Source organism: Bacteroides sp. 4_1_36 (genome assembly GCF_003466325.1).
GTDB lineage: Bacteria > Bacteroidota > Bacteroidia > Bacteroidales > Bacteroidaceae > Bacteroides > Bacteroides uniformis.
This window is the reverse complement of record NZ_QSOX01000002.1, coordinates 254,338-271,302: the sequence shown is the minus strand read 5'-3', so window position 1 is coordinate 271,302 and position 16,965 is coordinate 254,338. Positions and strand designations below refer to the sequence as shown.

Annotated in this window: 17 protein-coding genes; 1 reads left to right on the top strand and 16 read right to left on the bottom strand. The window is 48.1% G+C overall.

Annotated features, from left to right (window positions below):
* Nucleotides 1-13: 13 nt before the first annotated feature.
* Nucleotides 14-916 (top strand): SDR family oxidoreductase, encoded by a 903-nt coding sequence (locus DXD65_RS04050; RefSeq protein ID WP_008663562.1) that lies wholly within the window; start codon nt 14-16, stop codon nt 914-916.
* Between the two features lie 31 nt (nt 917-947).
* Here DXD65_RS04050 and DXD65_RS04045 read toward each other — a convergent pair whose 3' ends face one another.
* From DXD65_RS04045 to rsxC, 16 genes are all read right to left on the bottom strand, one after another.
* A complete protein-coding gene (locus DXD65_RS04045; protein ID WP_057252424.1) occupies nt 948-3,164 on the bottom strand; it encodes an AAA family ATPase in 2,217 nt (738 codons plus the stop codon).
* 167 nt (nt 3,165-3,331) lie between these two features.
* Complete coding sequence (locus DXD65_RS04040) at nt 3,332-4,222, bottom strand: F0F1 ATP synthase subunit gamma (protein ID WP_005836996.1); 891 nt, start codon at nt 4,220-4,222, stop codon at nt 3,332-3,334.
* A 116-nt stretch (nt 4,223-4,338) separates the two neighbouring features.
* Nucleotides 4,339-5,922, bottom strand: coding sequence for a F0F1 ATP synthase subunit alpha (gene atpA, locus DXD65_RS04035; RefSeq protein WP_117887383.1), 1,584 nt, complete (start codon nt 5,920-5,922; stop codon nt 4,339-4,341).
* A gap of 133 nt (nt 5,923-6,055) precedes the next feature.
* On the bottom strand, nt 6,056-6,616 hold the full coding sequence (locus DXD65_RS04030) for a F0F1 ATP synthase subunit delta (protein ID WP_005829118.1): 561 nt from the start codon (nt 6,614-6,616) through the stop codon (nt 6,056-6,058).
* An 11-nt stretch (nt 6,617-6,627) separates the two neighbouring features.
* Nucleotides 6,628-7,134, bottom strand: coding sequence for a F0F1 ATP synthase subunit B (atpF, locus tag DXD65_RS04025; RefSeq protein ID WP_005836994.1), 507 nt, complete (start codon nt 7,132-7,134; stop codon nt 6,628-6,630).
* A gap of 95 nt (nt 7,135-7,229) precedes the next feature.
* On the bottom strand, nt 7,230-7,487 hold the full coding sequence (atpE, locus tag DXD65_RS04020) for an ATP synthase F0 subunit C (RefSeq protein ID WP_005829122.1): 258 nt from the start codon (nt 7,485-7,487) through the stop codon (nt 7,230-7,232).
* A 56-nt stretch (nt 7,488-7,543) separates the two neighbouring features.
* On the bottom strand, nt 7,544-8,614 hold the full coding sequence (atpB, locus tag DXD65_RS04015; RefSeq protein WP_009038492.1) for a F0F1 ATP synthase subunit A: 1,071 nt from the start codon (nt 8,612-8,614) through the stop codon (nt 7,544-7,546).
* The gene (locus DXD65_RS04010; RefSeq protein ID WP_005829126.1) at nt 8,598-9,017 is read right to left on the bottom strand and encodes a hypothetical protein; all 420 of its coding nucleotides are present in this window, start codon (nt 9,015-9,017) and stop codon (nt 8,598-8,600) included. The genes atpB and DXD65_RS04010 overlap by 17 nt, the downstream gene beginning before the upstream one ends.
* A gap of 41 nt (nt 9,018-9,058) precedes the next feature.
* A complete protein-coding gene (gene atpC / locus DXD65_RS04005) occupies nt 9,059-9,307 on the bottom strand; it encodes an ATP synthase F1 subunit epsilon (RefSeq protein ID WP_034523421.1) in 249 nt (82 codons plus the stop codon).
* Between the two features lie 19 nt (nt 9,308-9,326).
* A complete protein-coding gene (gene atpD / locus DXD65_RS04000) occupies nt 9,327-10,862 on the bottom strand; it encodes a F0F1 ATP synthase subunit beta (RefSeq protein WP_005829130.1) in 1,536 nt (511 codons plus the stop codon).
* A 611-nt stretch (nt 10,863-11,473) separates the two neighbouring features.
* Nucleotides 11,474-12,508, bottom strand: coding sequence for a UDP-glucose 4-epimerase GalE (galE, locus tag DXD65_RS03995; RefSeq protein ID WP_005836990.1), 1,035 nt, complete (start codon nt 12,506-12,508; stop codon nt 11,474-11,476).
* Between the two features lie 131 nt (nt 12,509-12,639).
* Nucleotides 12,640-13,218, bottom strand: a complete 579-nt coding sequence (gene rsxA / locus DXD65_RS03990) for an electron transport complex subunit RsxA (RefSeq protein ID WP_008663551.1) — start codon at nt 13,216-13,218, stop codon at nt 12,640-12,642.
* Between the two features lie 93 nt (nt 13,219-13,311).
* On the bottom strand, nt 13,312-13,896 hold the full coding sequence (gene rsxE, locus DXD65_RS03985; protein ID WP_005829138.1) for an electron transport complex subunit RsxE: 585 nt from the start codon (nt 13,894-13,896) through the stop codon (nt 13,312-13,314).
* A 16-nt stretch (nt 13,897-13,912) separates the two neighbouring features.
* A complete protein-coding gene (locus DXD65_RS03980; protein ID WP_117887372.1) occupies nt 13,913-14,578 on the bottom strand; it encodes an RnfABCDGE type electron transport complex subunit G in 666 nt (221 codons plus the stop codon).
* A complete protein-coding gene (locus DXD65_RS03975) occupies nt 14,575-15,567 on the bottom strand; it encodes an RnfABCDGE type electron transport complex subunit D (protein ID WP_005829143.1) in 993 nt (330 codons plus the stop codon). The genes DXD65_RS03980 and DXD65_RS03975 overlap by 4 nt, the downstream gene beginning before the upstream one ends.
* Nucleotides 15,568-15,573: 6 nt before the next feature.
* Nucleotides 15,574-16,911 (bottom strand): electron transport complex subunit RsxC, encoded by a 1,338-nt coding sequence (rsxC, locus tag DXD65_RS03970; RefSeq protein WP_005829145.1) that lies wholly within the window; start codon nt 16,909-16,911, stop codon nt 15,574-15,576.
* Between the last annotated feature and the right edge of the window lie 54 nt (nt 16,912-16,965).

The following is a 16,965-nucleotide window of genomic DNA, read 5'->3' as shown; positions in this document are numbered from 1 at the left end:
AACAACAGAATCAATGACAAGAAAGAAAATACTGGTAATAGGCGCCAACGGTTTTACCGGCAGACGCATCCTGGATGATTTGTCCCACAACGTGTTTTATCAGACAACGGGCTGTTCCCTGCACGACGACATCTGTCCCCATTCGGGCGACTATCGCTTTATCCGTACGGATATATGCAACCGCCAGGCGGTGAAAAAGCTTTTCCAGGAAGTACAGCCGGATGTTGTAATCAATACCTCCGCCCTCTCCGTCCCCGATTATTGCGAAACGCACCATGCAGAAGCGGATGCCGTCAACATTACTGCCGTGGAGCATCTGGCAGAATGCTGTGAGGCGGGAGGCAGCCGTTTTATCCATCTTTCCACCGACTTCGTTTTCGGTGGTGATACGGACCGACCCTATACGGAGGAGGATATTCCCGCTCCCGTTAATTATTACGGCTACACCAAACTGGAAGGTGAGAAACGTATCGCTGCCGTTTGCAGGGATTATGCCATCGTGCGCGTAGTGGTGGTGTACGGTGCCGCCCTGCCCGGACAGCATGGAAATGTGCTCCAACTGGTGGCAAACAGATTAAGGAACAATGAGGAAGTGTTCGTCGTATCCGACCAATGGCGTACGCCCACCTTCGTGGGAGACGTGTCGCAAGGAGTGGAGAAGCTGATAAGTCATCCGCAAAACGGTATCTATCATCTCTGTGGCAGCGAGTGCCTGACCATTGCAGACATCGCTTATCGGGTAGCGGACGTATTGGGGCTGAATCGCTCGCTCATCCGTCCCGTCACCACGAAGGAAATGAACGAAAAGACACCACGTCCCCGTTTCAGCGGGCTGAGTATAGAAAAGGCACACCGGGAACTGGGGTATCAACCGTATACGCTGGAGGAAGGAATAAAGCTGATGTTCGGATGGTAAATAATGCAGGTGCGGATGGCAGGAGATTCGACTACAGCAACTCCGGCTCTGCCAGTCCTTTCTCTTTGCGATACACACGTACCATCTCCAGAATCACATCTCCATATTTCTCCACCCCTTTTTTTCCGAAATACGGAATGCGTACAAGCATGGCCTTATCCGAAGGAAGCAGATTGCTGATGCCTAGAATTGCCTTCTGCTGAATGACGGTGTATACGGGCAGCCCTAATGCGGAAGCTTCTGCATTGCGCCATGCTACCAAGCGGTTGTAAAGTTCCGGATGCAGCACATCCGTGGGTACTTCAACAGCCGCAGCATCGCGTTTCCGCTCACGCGGACGTTTCTCTTTATCAGCCTGCTTACTGCTTCCCTGCCCTTCTTTGGCAGAAGCACTTCTCCCTTTGCCTTTACCCTTCTGCGAAGCCGAATCATCAATGGAAAGCAGTGCTTTCTGCTTCAAGTATCCTGCCATATGGAAACCATTCTCCAGCACATAATCCAGCAAATCAGTCTTCATGTCAAACACTTCCTCCAGTTCCTCCATGGCATCCCGGAGCTTCTTCTTCAACTCTTTATTATCAGAAGTTACCGTACTCGCCATCACCGCATCCAGCGGTTGCAACTGCTCTTGAAAATAAGTGGCGGCAGAGTGTATGCGCCCCTGCAAAGTCGGGTCGGCTGCATAGTCCTGCGCAGTATCAATCAGGCGGGTATACTGGATACTGAACTTCTGGGCTACTTTCGTCACTTTGTCGTGAAAACGTTCCATTTCCTCCTTGCAGGCTGCGAGTTGCTTGGGAAAGAGCTTGTACAAGTGTTCGTCTATCAGCCGCACATACCGCCGCAAAGCCTGCTCCATGGGCTGGAAATCGAACAAGCCCGACAGCAGTTCCAGGAAATAGGTCTGCTGCAAGGAACGGAAGCGTTTCTCGTCCGGCTCGTTTCTCCGTGCCTCCATCGTGAAGGTATCTACTGCATGGTCACTGATAACGGCCTTTGCAGAAAGCGGGGCACTGAGCACCACTCCCTCCAATGTCTTGCAGCGGCTCAGAGCCACATAGGTCTGCCCATGCGCAAAGGAGGCACCGGCATCAATCACGGCACGTTCAAACGTCAGTCCCTGGCTTTTGTGAATGGTAATCGCCCACGCCAGCTTCAGCGGATATTGCCGGAATGTTCCTTCAATATCTTCTGTAATCTCCTTGGTTTCCTCATCAAGCACGTATTTGGCATTCGTCCACTCTTCCTCCTGAAGTAAGAAGGTAGCGTCGCTTCCCTTACTGCGCACTTCAATTCCATCTGCCGACACGGCTGTCACCTCTCCAATCATGCCATTGTAGTAACGGTGCTCACCGGAGGTGTCGTTCTTCACAAACATTACCTGGGCACCGCGTTTCAGTTCCAGTACTTCATCCGTGGGATAGGAATATTCGGGAAACTTTCCGTCAATCTTGGCACGAAAGGCATACGAGCGTCCCGGAAGTTGTTCCAGCTCATGGTCATTAATCCGTTGGGCCTGATAATTGTGGGTCACCAGGCGGATGTATCCTTCTTCTTTATCTGGTACGAAATTGGGAATATACCGGCGGTTCAAGGCTTCCAGCACTTGCCCGTCACAACGGTTTTCGCGAATGCGGTTCAGTAATTCAAGAAAAGTCCCATCGTTCTGCCGATAGACTTTCTTTAGTTCTATGGTGCAATATTCCGTCTGCTTCAAGGCCTGGCTGGAGAAGAAATAAGGCGTGTCATAGTATTTGCGCAGCATCTGCCACTCATCGTCTTTCACTACGGGAGACAGCTGCTGTAAGTCGCCAATCATCAGCAGTTGCACGCCGCCAAAGGGTTTGTTCCGGTCGCGGAACCGCCTCAAGACGGCATCCACCGAATCGAGCAAGTCGGCACGGACCATACTGATTTCATCGATGACCAATAAATCTATGCTGCGTATAATGTTGATTTTCTCTTTCCCGTAACGAAAACGGTAGGTTGCCTTGCCATCTGCGCTGAATGAGCTTTCGGGCACATAAGGAGCAAAAGGTACTTGGAAAAAGGAGTGGATGGTGACACCGCCTGCATTGATAGCGGCAATTCCCGTCGGTGCAAGTACAATCATCCGTTTCGGACTCTCCGCCCTCAGTTTTCGCAGGAAAGTTGTCTTACCGGTACCTGCCTTGCCGGTCAAAAAAAGATGAGTGCCTGTGTTTTCAATGAATTGCCATGCAAGCGCTATTTCGGGATTATTCTCCATTGATATGTTTATTATTCAACCAATCCGCTCTCTCTCAGAATGATACGGATTTCATCAGTAGCCATATATGATAATAGGACAAAGATAACGCTTATTTCGTTATCCTTGTCCTATTATTCCATTTATTTGTACCCAGCCTGAACAAGCCCTTTACGGGGCGATCCGGGCTATTTCAAGCTACCGCCGATAATATCGAGCAGCTCATTCGTAATGGCCTGCTGACGGCTCTTGTTATACTGTTTCGTCAAATCTTGAATCAACTCGTTGGCATTATCTGTCGCCGTCTGCATGGCAAGCATACGGGCAGCATGTTCCGAAGTATTGGAATCGAGAAGCACGGTAAATATCTTCTGACTCAACACTTTTGGCAGAAGTTCCGCTATCAGTTCGCCGACGGAAGGTTCCACAATGTAATCATTATTAAAACTGCGGGCATCCTCCGGTACATCTTCTGCCGCCTCCTGCGCTACTTGCGTCAGGTCAATGGGCAGATAATTCTCGCGGAGCAGCACCTGCGAACCCATCGATTTGAAGTGATGGTAAATCAGCTCCACATGGTCAATCTGCTTTTCCACAAACTCATGCATCAACTTCTCTGCCAGCTCATACGCTTCAACGTACGAAGGCTTGTCTGCCATCACCTGGTAGCTGCCTTGCGGCACATATCCCATTTTCTTGACGGCTTCCTCCACCTTTCTCCCAACGGGATATATCAGAATATTCTCCTTGCCCAGCGACTGGTAATCTTCCAAAGCCCGTTCCAGCATCTTCGCCACATTCGAGTTGAATGCACCGCACAAGGAACTATTGGACGAAAACGCCACGACCGCTACCCTCGTCACGGGTCTTTTCTCGGTATAGGGCGACTCGAAGGAAGCATCCGTACGCAGAAAGTTCGTCAGAATCTCATTCAGCTTCCGTTGATAAGGCAGCATATTCTCAATCCGCCCCTGCGCCTTATGCAGTTTGGCAGATGCCACCATCTTCATAGCCGATGTTATCTGGCGTGTACTCTTGACGGAGCTTATTCTATTTTTTACCTCTTTCAGTGAAGACATGATAATTAAGGATTAAGGATTAAGGATTAGGGATTAGGGATTATATTGCATATACGGTGTAGTTGGATTGCCGGATATATCAACAAAATCACTTATCACTAAACGCTAATCACTATTTACATGAATTGCCTTGCAACCGCCTCTGCCGTCTCCTCAATCTTCTTGCAGACATCGTCATTGATGGCACCCGTCTTTAAAACGTCGAGTACCTCCATGCGATAGTTCATCTCAAGAGACTCAAGGAAGTTGCGTTCAAACTCGCTGACCTTGTCCAAAGGAACATTCCTCAACAAGCCGTGCGTGCCGCAATAAAGAATGACAATCTGCTTTTCTACCGGCATCGGGCTGTATTGGGGCTGTACCAGCAGGCGTGTATTCTTCTGTCCCTTGTCGATGGTCAATGCCGTCACGGGGTCCATATCGCCACTGAACTTGGTAAACGCTTCCAGCTCCCGGTACTGTGCCTGGTCAATCTTTAATGTACCTGCCACCTTCTTCATAGCCTTGACTTGGGCATTACCACCCACACGGCTCACAGAGATACCCACGTCAATGGCCGGACGGTTACCCTGGTTGAAGAGGTTCGTATCAAGGAATATCTGCCCGTCAGTGATTGAAATCACATTCGTTGGGATATAGGCAGACACGTCTCCTGCCTGAGTTTCGATAATGGGCAATGCAGTCAGCGAACCGCCACCTTTCACCTTGCCTTTCAGACTGTCCGGCAGGTCGTTCATCTCGCGTGCCACTTCCTCCTGGCTGATAATCTTCGCCGCACGTTCCAACAAACGGGAGTGCAGATAGAAGATATCACCCGGATAGGCCTCACGTCCTGACGGACGGCGCAGAATCAGAGACACTTCACGATAGGCCACCGCCTGCTTGGACAAGTCGTCATAGACCACCAGCGCATGACGGCCGGTATCACGGAAATACTCTCCGATGGCAGCCCCTGCAAAGGGAGCGTAATACTGCAATGCAGCCGGGTCTCCCGCCGTAGCAGCCACCACAATGGTATAGTCCATCGCACCGTACTGGTGCAGGGTATTCACGATAGAGGCAACGGTAGAACCTTTCTGGCCAATGGCTACATAAATGCAATATACCGGATCACCAGCATCAAAATTGGCACGCTGGTTGATGATGGTATCGATGGCAATGGCCGTCTTACCGGTCTGGCGGTCACCGATAATCAGCTCACGCTGTCCACGGCCGATAGGTATCATGGCATCCACAGCCTTCAGACCGGTCTGTAGCGGCTGATTCACCGGCTGACGGAAGATAACTCCCGGCGCCTTGCGTTCCAGCGGCATTTCATAAAGTTCTCCGCCTATCAGTCCTTTGCCATCGAGCGGCGCACCCAGAGGGTCTATTACACGGCCCAGCATACCCTCTCCCACCATGATGGAAGCAATACGCTTGGTACGCTTTACAATGAAGCCTTCCTTGATTTTATCCGTAGGGCCAAGCAACACAGCACCCACATTATCCTCTTCGAGGTTCATCACAATGGCCTTGATGCCGTTGTCGAACTCCAACAACTCGTTGGCTTCGGCATTGCGCAACCCATAGATACGGGCTACACCGTCACTGACTTGCAGTACCGTGCCAATCTCGTCCAACTGTACGCGGGTGTCAATCCCTTCCAGTTGCTTGCGGAGAATATCGGAGACTTCGCTTACTTTTATATTTTCAGACAACATCTTAGTATTTACTATTTTACAATTTACTATTTACTATTTGAAAGAACCCGAATCATATACTGTTTGACCTCTACAACTTACGCATCACAAGACTATTAAATAAGTAAATTGTAAATTGTCAAATCGTAAATCACACGATTCTTCTATTCTTATCAATGAACTGCTGTTTCACTTTCTTAAGCTGCGTAGCAATACTGGCATCCAGACGGAAGTCGTTGATGTCGAAGATAAAACCACCTTCAATGGAGGGATCCACTTCAGTCTGCAGCTCCATGCTGGCATGCAGCAGGGAGGAAGCACTGTCATGGATGCGCTCCCGCACTTCCTGGCTGACGGGAACGGCTGTTATCAGCTTTCCTACACCGATATGCTTGTCTTTCCGGTACAAATCCAGAAAACTCAGGCAGATGTACTGGAGAAAGTTTTCCCGCCGGTTCTTCAACACCAGGGTCATGAAACGCGCAAACTCACGGCCCGCAGGAGCATCCCCCACAGCAGCGGTACAGATAAGTGTTAACTTCTCACGTATCGTCAGGATGGGGTTTTCCAATGCCATGCGCAAATCCGGATGTTTCCTGAAGCTACGGTCGAGCATACAAAACTCCTTGTACAGAGTATCTTCTGCCCCCATGCTCTTGGCATATTCCATCAATGCTTTCGCATAACGCATCGAAACGATTCCTATATCCATTTCTTTGAGAATTAATTGTTTTTACTTGCGGCCAGCACTTCATCCAGCATCCGGTCTATCATCTCCATCTGCTCATGTTTCTCGTCCAGATTCTTGCGGATAATTTTCTCGGCTATATCTACGGACAAGACTGCCACCTGGCGGCGAATATCGCGGATGGCCTCTTCCTTCTCTTGCTGTATCTGCTTTTTAACTTCGTCCAGCTCCTTCTGCGCGGCGGCTTCCGCCTGCTTGCGTGCTTCGACGATAATCTTGTCACGCTCATGCATCGCCTCCCGCAGAATACGTCCTTGTTCTTTGTTGGCAGCAGCAATCAACGCTTCACTCTCCTCTTTCAGTTTGGAGAGCTGGGCATTTGCTTCGCGTGCCACTTCCAAAGACTGGTCGATGTAGGTCTTGCGACCTTCCACCATCTTGGTGATAACGGGAAAACCGTACTTGGCAAGCACCACAAACACCACACCGAATGAAAGGAGCATCCAGAACAGCAGACCACTATCGGGTAATAACAATGACATAATTTTATTTACTATTTGACAATTTACGATTTACAATTTGGCTGCGCGGTGATGCTGCACGGACAAATTGTAAATGGCAAATGGTAGATTGTACATTATAAAAAGAATACCAATAAACACACAACTACTGCCAACAAAGCAACACCTTCAATCAAGGCAGCGGCAATAATCATGTTCATACGGATATCTCCGGATGCTTCCGGCTGGCGGGCAATGGCCTCCATAGCAGAACCGCCGATTTTACCAATACCTACACCAGCACCAATAACAGCCAAACCAGCACCAATGGCTGCACCCAGTTTACTAACTCCCACACCTGCCGCAGCAGCTTGCAATAATACAGATAGTAACATAACTTTCAGTTTTTAAATGGTTATTTTTATTAATATTTATATTCCCAATAATCGTATCACTTCACCGCCTTCTCCTTATGCTCTTCCTGCGCCAGACCGATGAACACGGCTGACAGCATGGTGAACACATATGCCTGGATAAAGGCAACCAACAACTCAAGTGCATTCATAAAGATATTGAACAACACCGATGCCACGGTCAGCGTTCCGTTCAAAGCAGGTCCCATACTGGCCGAGATGAATATCAGGCAGGTAAGCACCAGCATTGCCATGTGCCCTGCCAGCATATTGGCAAAAAGACGTATCATCAAAGCAAACGGTTTGGTGAAAATACCGAAGAACTCGATAAACGGCATCATGGGGACCGGTACCTTCAGCCACCAGGGCACATCCGGCCAAAAGATATCTTTCCAATAAGTCTTGGTTCCAAAGATATTCACGGCCAAGAAAGTACAGATGGCCAATACCATCGTAATGGCTATATTTCCCGTCACGTTGGCCCCTCCGGGAAAGAAAGGAATCAGCCCCATAATGTTGTTGATGAAAATAAAGAAGAAGGCCGTCAGCAAGTAAGGTGCGAATTTACGGTACTTCGGACCGACACAGCTCTTTATAATATCATCGTTCACCATCATGATAAACATCTCCATAAACCCGATGAAACCACCGGGAGCGGCACTTCCCTGCGGGTGCTTGCGATACCAGTGCGCCACACTCAAAATGATGAGAAGCAGCAATGCGCTGTTGATGAGCAAAGCCAGTGTCACCTTCGTGATGGAGATGTCCAACGGGCGTATTTCGTTTCCGGTGGCATCATACTCCACCAGCTTGCCTTCGTACTTGCTTCCTGCGGGAGCGATGGAAAAGCCTTCATAACTTCCACCGTTCTCCTCCAGACGTGAGGATAGAAAGGCATGCCATCCGGTGGTAGAGCTATGCACTATTACCGGCAAAGGAATCGTAACGTGAGTTTCGCCCCACGTCGTGATGTGCCATTCGTAAGAATCGCCGATATGCCCGAAGACAATCTCCTTCACGTCCACCGTATTCTCGGCCCGCACCGTGGCGGGTAGCAACATGCCCAGTGCCAGCAGAATTACAGTCAGTATGTTACGCAATCTTTTCATTGTTACTTTTCTTTTTCAGTTTCCGATTCGCCTCAAAAGTGAAGAAGAACCAGGAATCATAAATCAAATATATCAGATAGTTGGCTATAAACGTCAACAAAAACGCCCTGGCTTCCTCACGTACTGCAACGCAATAAACCAGCATCACAATCATGGAGACCAGCATTCTCATCACACGCATCAGCAGATAAATCTGCAACATTCGTCCTGGCATCCGGTGACGGCAGCTTTCGGTCATATTAATCATGAATACTCCGAAAACAAAGAAGAAAAGCGGAATCAGCGGATAACCGCCGAAATAGTGATGCGGATTTATCGAAAAATACGCCCAACCGCCTACAATTCCTATCAATACCGTCAAGAGCGCTGTATGCAATAAGTAGTTTCTCTTAGTAATAGTCACGCTAACAACCTCTATTTTTTAATTTTTAATTTTTTAATAGCCTATTGCTGTTCTATACAGACGGCAACCCTTCCGTTACTCATCTCCACGAATCCGCTTTGAATATCCAACTCATGTTCCTCACCGTCCGTTGCGTAAATCAATTTCCCCGTTCCCAACGATGATACAATCGGTGCATGCTGCGGCAGGATAGAAAAAGAGCCCATAGTGCCCGGCAATGTAACACTTTCCACTTCCCCGTTGAAGAGTTCCTTCTCCGGTGAAACAATATTCAAATGCAACTTTTTCATCATCAAAGCTCCCAGACTTTTAATTTTTAATCGTTTTTCCCCCTGCCTGCTCCAGTAGTTTCTTACCCTTCTCAATGGCTTCTTCAATGGTTCCCACATTCAAGAAAGCAGGTTCGGGCAGGTAGTCCACCTCCCCGTCAAGAATCATCTTGAAGCCTTTGATAGTGTCCTCAATGGAAACCATTGTACCTGGGACACCCGTAAACTGCTCGGCAACGGCAAACGGCTGTGAAAGGAAACGCTGCACACGACGTGCACGGTTCACCAACGTACGGTCGGCATCAGAGAGTTCCTCCATACCAAGGATGGAGATAATGTCTTGCAATTCCTTGTTGCGCTGCAATATTTGTTTTACACGTTGTGCCACTTCGTAGTGTTCTACCCCCACGATGTGTGGGTCGAGAATGCGTGAAGTAGATTCCAACGGGTCCACAGCAGGATAAATACCAAGTTCAGTAATCTTACGACTCAACACCGTGGTGGCATCGAGGTGGGTAAACGTTGTGGCAGGTGCCGGGTCCGTCAAGTCATCGGCAGGCACATATACAGCCTGCACGGAAGTGATGGAGCCGTTTCTTGTAGAGGTAATACGCTCCTGCATGGCACCCATTTCCGTTGCCAGTGTCGGCTGATAGCCTACGGCAGAAGGCATACGGCCCAGCAAGGCCGAAACCTCGGAACCGGCTTGGGTGAAACGGAAGATATTATCAATGAAGAACAGAATGTCACGCGGACCGTCCGTCTCCGCTCCCATGTCACGGAAGGACTCGGCCACCGTCAACCCAGACAATGCCACGGACTGACGCGCACCGGGAGGTTCGTTCATCTGACCGAATATCAAAGACACTTGTGATTTGGCCACTTCGTCATAATCTACTTTGGACAAATCCCAATGGCCTTCCTCCATACCTTTCTTGAATTCTTCTCCGTAACGGATAACACCGGATTCAATCATTTCTCTCAGCAGGTCGTTGCCTTCACGTGTACGTTCTCCTACACCGGCAAACACAGAGAAGCCGTGCTGCTTCTTCGCAATATTATTAATGAGCTCTTGGATAAGCACCGTCTTGCCTACACCGGCGCCACCAAACAGACCGATTTTACCGCCCTTGCTATATGGTTCCAGCAAGTCGATAACCTTGATGCCTGTATAAAGCACCTCTTGTACGGTAGTCAAATCTTCAAACTTAGGGGGGTCGCGATGGATGGGATAAGCACCTGTACGGTCCAACTCCTTCATGCCGTCGATAGAGTCGCCCACTACGTTCATCAGGCGGCCTTTGATTTGTGTACCTATCGGCATGGTGATGGGGCCTCCCAGCGGATGCACTGTCATTCCTCTCTGCAGGCCGTCCGTACTGTCCATAGCAACAGTACGCACCGTGTTTTCACCAATGTGCTGCTGTACCTCTACAATCAGTCTTTTGCCGTTCGACCTTTTTATTTCCAGTGCGTCGTGAATACTCGGCAACATCATTTCTGCCTCCGTTCCTTCGAAATAGACGTCTACTACAGGCCCGATTACCTGTGAGATATGTCCGACAATCTGTGACATAAGCAATCTTTTTATTCTATATTTCCTTAATTATTTTTCCCAATACTAAGTTGTAAGTCGCGTGTATCCTCATTAACAAGTCAGCCAAGTCGCGTCTTTCATCAGCTATGTACTCGTACCTATTAACGTTTGTCAGCTATGGTTTGTTCATCCCAATAGTTACATAAACAACAACGCAAATGTATAAACAATTTGCATGTAGTTGTTACCGTGTATAGCATTTTTTGAACAAAAAAGACTATTTTGAACGATTAATACTACAATTGGAACAAATTGTTACAGACATGATAACGTCAGTTAACAATTAGCAAGAAAAAGGAATTGCCCACCCATCTTATGAAAAAAACACTGAATTGACAACAGAGGTTCTGTATATAATATACAAAAAATAAGCCTTGTCTCTCGACAAGGCTTATTCACAACACAAACACAAAATAAAACACGACAAAACTACTATGCAATCTTACCTGTCTATGCCGGGGAGGCATACGTACTAGTTACGGATATTCACATATACATAAACAGCTTCAGGCTGATTTGCACATTATAAACAAATGCGGGGAGGCATTTGTTTATTGCCTATTTGTTAAAAAACACAAATTCAAAGTTTGTCATTGAATACCTCTTTCACGAAGCTTCAACTGCCATTTCCATGCAGAAAGTAAAGTATCTTCAATACTTGTTTCTGCCTTCCAACCCAGTTCATTGTTTGCCAATTCCGGGTTTGCCCATACCTTCTCAATATCACCGGCACGCCGCCCTACTATCTGATAGTTCAGTTTTACACCGGTAGCCTTTTCGAAAGCATTAATCAGTTCCAATACGGAAAGTCCACGACCTGTACCGATATTGAATACTTCCACTTTTTCCTTCTGCTTGTTCTCCAAGATACGGCGGATAGCCACTACGTGTGCTTTGGCCAAATCGACTACATTGATGAAGTCGCGGATACAAGAACCGTCGGGAGTATCATAATCGTCACCAAACACGCTCAGTTTCTCACGGATGCCGATAGCGGTCTGGGTAAGATAAGGAATCAAGTTCTGCGGTACACCGTTAGGCAACTCTCCCAGCAATGCTGTGGGGTGTGCACCTATCGGGTTGAAGTAACGCAACAAGATGGCGTTTATCGGAGCACCGGAAGCAACCGTATCACGTACAATCTCTTCATTGATTTGCTTCGTGTTTCCATACGGAGACTCAGCTTTCTTAATAGGTGCCTTTTCCGTTACCGGAAGTTCGTCCGGCTGGCCGTAAACTGTGCAGGAAGAAGAGAATACGATACCTTCCACTCCATGCTTCGGCATCAATTCCAGCAGGTTTATCAGTGAAACCAGGTTATTACGATAGTAAAGCAACGGTTTCTGGACAGATTCACCCACAGCCTTGCTGGCCGCAAAGTGAATGATGGCTTTAATGCCTTTATATTTGGTAAACACAGCGTCAAGACCGGCATAATCCAAGCAATCCAATTCCTCGAATGCAGGGCGGATGCCCGATACCTTCTCTATGTTATCTACAACATCTGCGCTGGAGTTTGACAAATTATCAATAATAACAACTTCATAACCTGCGTTTTGAAGTTCCACCACCGTGTGAGAACCAATATAACCGGTTCCACCCGTAACTAAGATTTTCCCTTTCATATTAAATATAGATAATTTAGCTTTTAGGTTATCAATACGCCACAAATGTAAGGAAATAAATTAATAAAAACAGAAAAAGGGGGATAAATTTTAGTTTATCCCCCTTCCACTTTATTTCCGTTTTTTCTTCTTTAAATCTTCACAACCCCCGAAAAGCCCATGAATGCCATTGCCAGCAGTCCGGCAGTAATCAAAGCTATCGGAGTACCCTGCATACCTTTCGGTACACTAACCAGGCTCATTTGCTCGCGCAGGCCTGCAAACAGTGTCAGTGCCAAGCCGAAACCAAGTGCCGTGGAGAATGCATAAACCACTCCCGTCAGCAAATCATAATCTTTTTGGATAACAAGGATAGCCACACCGAGAATACAGCAGTTGGTAGTAATCAACGGCAGGAACACGCCCAAGGCTTGATACAGAGAAGGAGAAACTTTCTTCAGGATAATCTCTACCATCTGCACCAATGCGGCAATCACCAGGATAAAGGTAATAGTCTGCAAATAGCCCAAATCAAAAGCGTCGAGCACATACTTCTGAATAAGGAATGTCACGATAGTGGCGATGGTGAGCACGAATGCCACCGCTGCCGACATGCCCAATGCAGTCTCCACTTTCTTGGAAACTCCCAAGAACGGGCAAATTCCCAAGAATTGCGACAATACGATGTTGTTTACAAAGATTGCCGAGATAAATATCAATATATATTCCATAATCATTAAATTAAGAATTAAAAACTAAAAATTAAAAGCCCGGCAGCCTACCGCCGATACGTTCTCAATTTTTTCATTTTTAATTTTTCATTATTAATTCTTCTTCATACTGTTGATTAAAGCAATGAGATAGCCCAATGCGATGAATGCACCCGGAGCAAGGACAAATACCAACATGCCGTATTCTTCAGGAAGGATACTCAAGTTGAATATCTTGCCGGTTCCCAGGAACTCACGCACGGCACCCAGTAATGTCAGTGCAATGGTAAAGCCCAAGCCCATGCCCAGACCGTCGAACAAGGAAGCCACCGGATTGTTTTTGGCAGCAAATGCCTCGGCACGCCCCAATACGATACAGTTTACAACAATCAGCGGAATGAACAGGCCCAGTGTGGCGTACAATGCAGGAACGTAAGCTTGCATTATCATCTGCAACAGTGTCACAAATGATGCTATGACTACAATGAATGAAGGGATACGCACCATATCGGGAATCAGATTCTTGATGGCAGAAATCACCACATTGGAACATATCAGCACGAACATTGTAGCCAGTCCCATACCCATACCGTTAATGGCAGAGGAAGTGGTACCCAGTGTAGGACACATACCCAGCAGGAGTACAAACGTAGGATTCTCTTTGATAATCCCGTTCATCATAACTTTAAAATTATTCATATCTTCTACTCCTTTCTTATTTAGTGCTGAGTGTATCCACAGCTTCGGGAGCTGCGGAATCAGCAGGTTGTTCAACATTCTTTTGAGTAGCGCCGGTAGTGCCGTCGGCAGTTTCCTGACCGGCATAGGCAGCATAAGCCGCATTCACTGCATTCAAAAAAGCACGTGAGGTGATGGTAGACGCTGTAATGGCATCTACTTTACCACCGTCCTTGCTCACTGTCAATGCAGCTTCACCCGGATTCATGCCGGTGATGTCACCTTTATTGCCTTTCTTGAACCAGTCGGCAGCCTTGGAACCCAACCCCGGAGTTTCCACATGCGACAACAAGGAGTAGTCGATGATTTTGCCTTCAGCATCGAAACCGACCAACACTTTCAGCTCACCGCCAAAACCCATGGCAACAGCTTCCACAGCAGCTCCGATATATTCTCCGCCTTTGGTGGCAGGATATACAGAATACTGTACTCCGTTTACTTCCTGCATCTTCTTCTCGGCGATGGGGTCATTGTCGAAGCCCGGAACCACCGCACTTACGGCATCGCTCAAGGTCTTTGCATTGGCCTGCGCAATGGGCTCCTTCGTCAATTCGTTTACATAAGCCAGCAACGCTACGGAGATTGCGGTAACGCCCGTAAGTACCAGCAACATATTCTTCAAGGATGATTCTAACTTTTTCATTTCTTCTTCGCTACCTCCCCAAAGCGTTTAGGTTTAACATAGGTGTTGATGAGCGGAGTGAACGCATTCATAATCAGAATGGCAAACGACATACCCTCCGGATATGCACCGAACAGACGGATGATGACAGTCAGTAGGCCGATGCAAACACCATAAATCAGCATACCTTTGTGGCTCATCGGAGAAGTCACGTAGTCCGTAGCCATAAAGACAGCACCCAGCATCAGACCACCGGACAACAACTGTACGACCGGGGATACATAAAGTTCCGGATTGACCAGATACATGATACCGGAGAACACGAATACCGTCACCAGAATAGATACCGGAATGTGCCAGGTGATGATTTTCTTCCACAACATGTAGAACAAACCAAGCAGCAGCGCCAAAGCACTCACCTCACCGAGACATCCTCCATTATTACCTATCAGAAGGTCGAAAGCTCCCGGAAGGTCGCTCAGGGACATGCCCGGAGCACCATTGATGACACCTTTCATAATAGCCAGCGGCGTAGCAGCCGTCGTGGCATCCGTATAGGCTGTCAACTGGCCTACAGCCGGCCATGTCGTCATCTGCACGGGGAATGAAAGCAACAGGAATACACGTCCTGCCAGTGCAGGGTTAAAGGGATTGCAACCCAAACCTCCGAAGGACATCTTGCCTACCCCGATGGCAAACAAGGCACCAAGGATGATAATCCAGATGGGCAGGTTGGAAGGCAGGTTAAAGGCCAGCAACACACCGGTAATGATGGCAGAGCCGTCGGTGATGGTTGTGGTCTCTTTTTTCATGAGGAATTTGCCGATGGCCCATTCAAAGAACAAGCAGGCTGCTACGGAAGTGGCCGTAACAATCAGCGCACCCAGTCCGAAAAAGTAAAGCGAAACAAGGAATGCCGGAATCAATGCGATAAGCACACCGTACATATTCTTCTTCACGCTGTCACCGCCGTGAACGTGGGGCGAAAGGGATACGATTAATTTATTCATACTTCGTTATTTTTTAGCTTGACGTGCACGGATCATCGCTCCTACCTTACCCTTACCCAAGCGGATATAATCCAGCATCGGACGGTTGGAAGGACAAGTGAACTGGCATGAACCGCATTCTATACACGACATAATGTCTTCTTTCTCTACTCTTTCAAAATCTCCGTGGGCCGAAACGGTAGCCAGCAGATACGGCTCCAACCCCATCGGGCAGGCTCCCACGCACTTGGCACAACGGATACAAGGCTGTACTTCGCCGCGCTTGGCTTCCTTCTCGTTCATAATCAGAATACCGGAGCTTCCTTTGGCTGTCGGTACATCCGTATTTACCAGAGCTTTACCCATCATCGGGCCACCGCCGATAATCTTACCCGTATCTTCGGGCAGACCGCCGCAAGCTTCAATCAGCTGCTTCATCGGCGTACCGATACGTGCCAGGAAATTGGACGGCTTTGCCAACGACTTACCAGTCACGGTAATGACACGCTCAAACAGAGGTTTGTTCTTCTGTACGGCCTGGTAAACGGCAAATGCGGTACCCACATTCTGCACCACAGCTCCCGTGGAGATAGGCAGCGCACCGGCTGCAACCTGGCGACTGATGACTGCATCAATCAACTGCTTTTCACCACCCTGCGGATATTGTACCTTCAAGGGTACCACCTCGATGCCTGCATAGCTGGAAGCGACTTTCGTCATCAGCTGGATGGCATCGGGCTTGTTGTTCTCAATGCCGATGAATGCCTTGTTCACCTTTACCGCCTTCATCAGAATGGATACACCTACCATAATTTCTTCCGCATGTTCCAGCATCAGCTGATGGTCGGCAGTCAGATACGGTTCGCACTCTACGGCGTTGATGATGACACACTCTGCCTTGAATGCAGGAGGAGGACACAACTTGACCTGCGTAGGGAAGCATGCACCGCCCAGACCTACGATACCGGCATCAGCGATTTTCTTCACGATTTCCTCGGAGGTCAGACTGCATTCCTTCACCAACGTTTCGGAACGGTCAATGGATTCTTCCCATTCATCCCCTTCTACGTCAATGAATATAGCAGGCTTGGCGTAACCGCTGGCATCGACAATCGTGTCAATCTTAGCGACTTTCCCGCTGACAGACGAATGAATGGCTGCTGATACAAAACCGCCGGGCTCGGCAATCTTTGTACCCACTTTCACAACATCACCTTTGGCAACGATAGGCTTGGCAGGAGCACCGATGTGCTGTCCCAGCAAGATAGCGGCCTTGGCCGGAATCTCTGCCTTGATGATAGGCTGATGTGCTGAAAGTTTATTTTCGTGTGGATGGACTCCACCAATTGAAAATGTCTTCAACATACAATTCTGTATTTTTAGTCGTTTATTTACTTTATTAATTCATACCTCAACTTG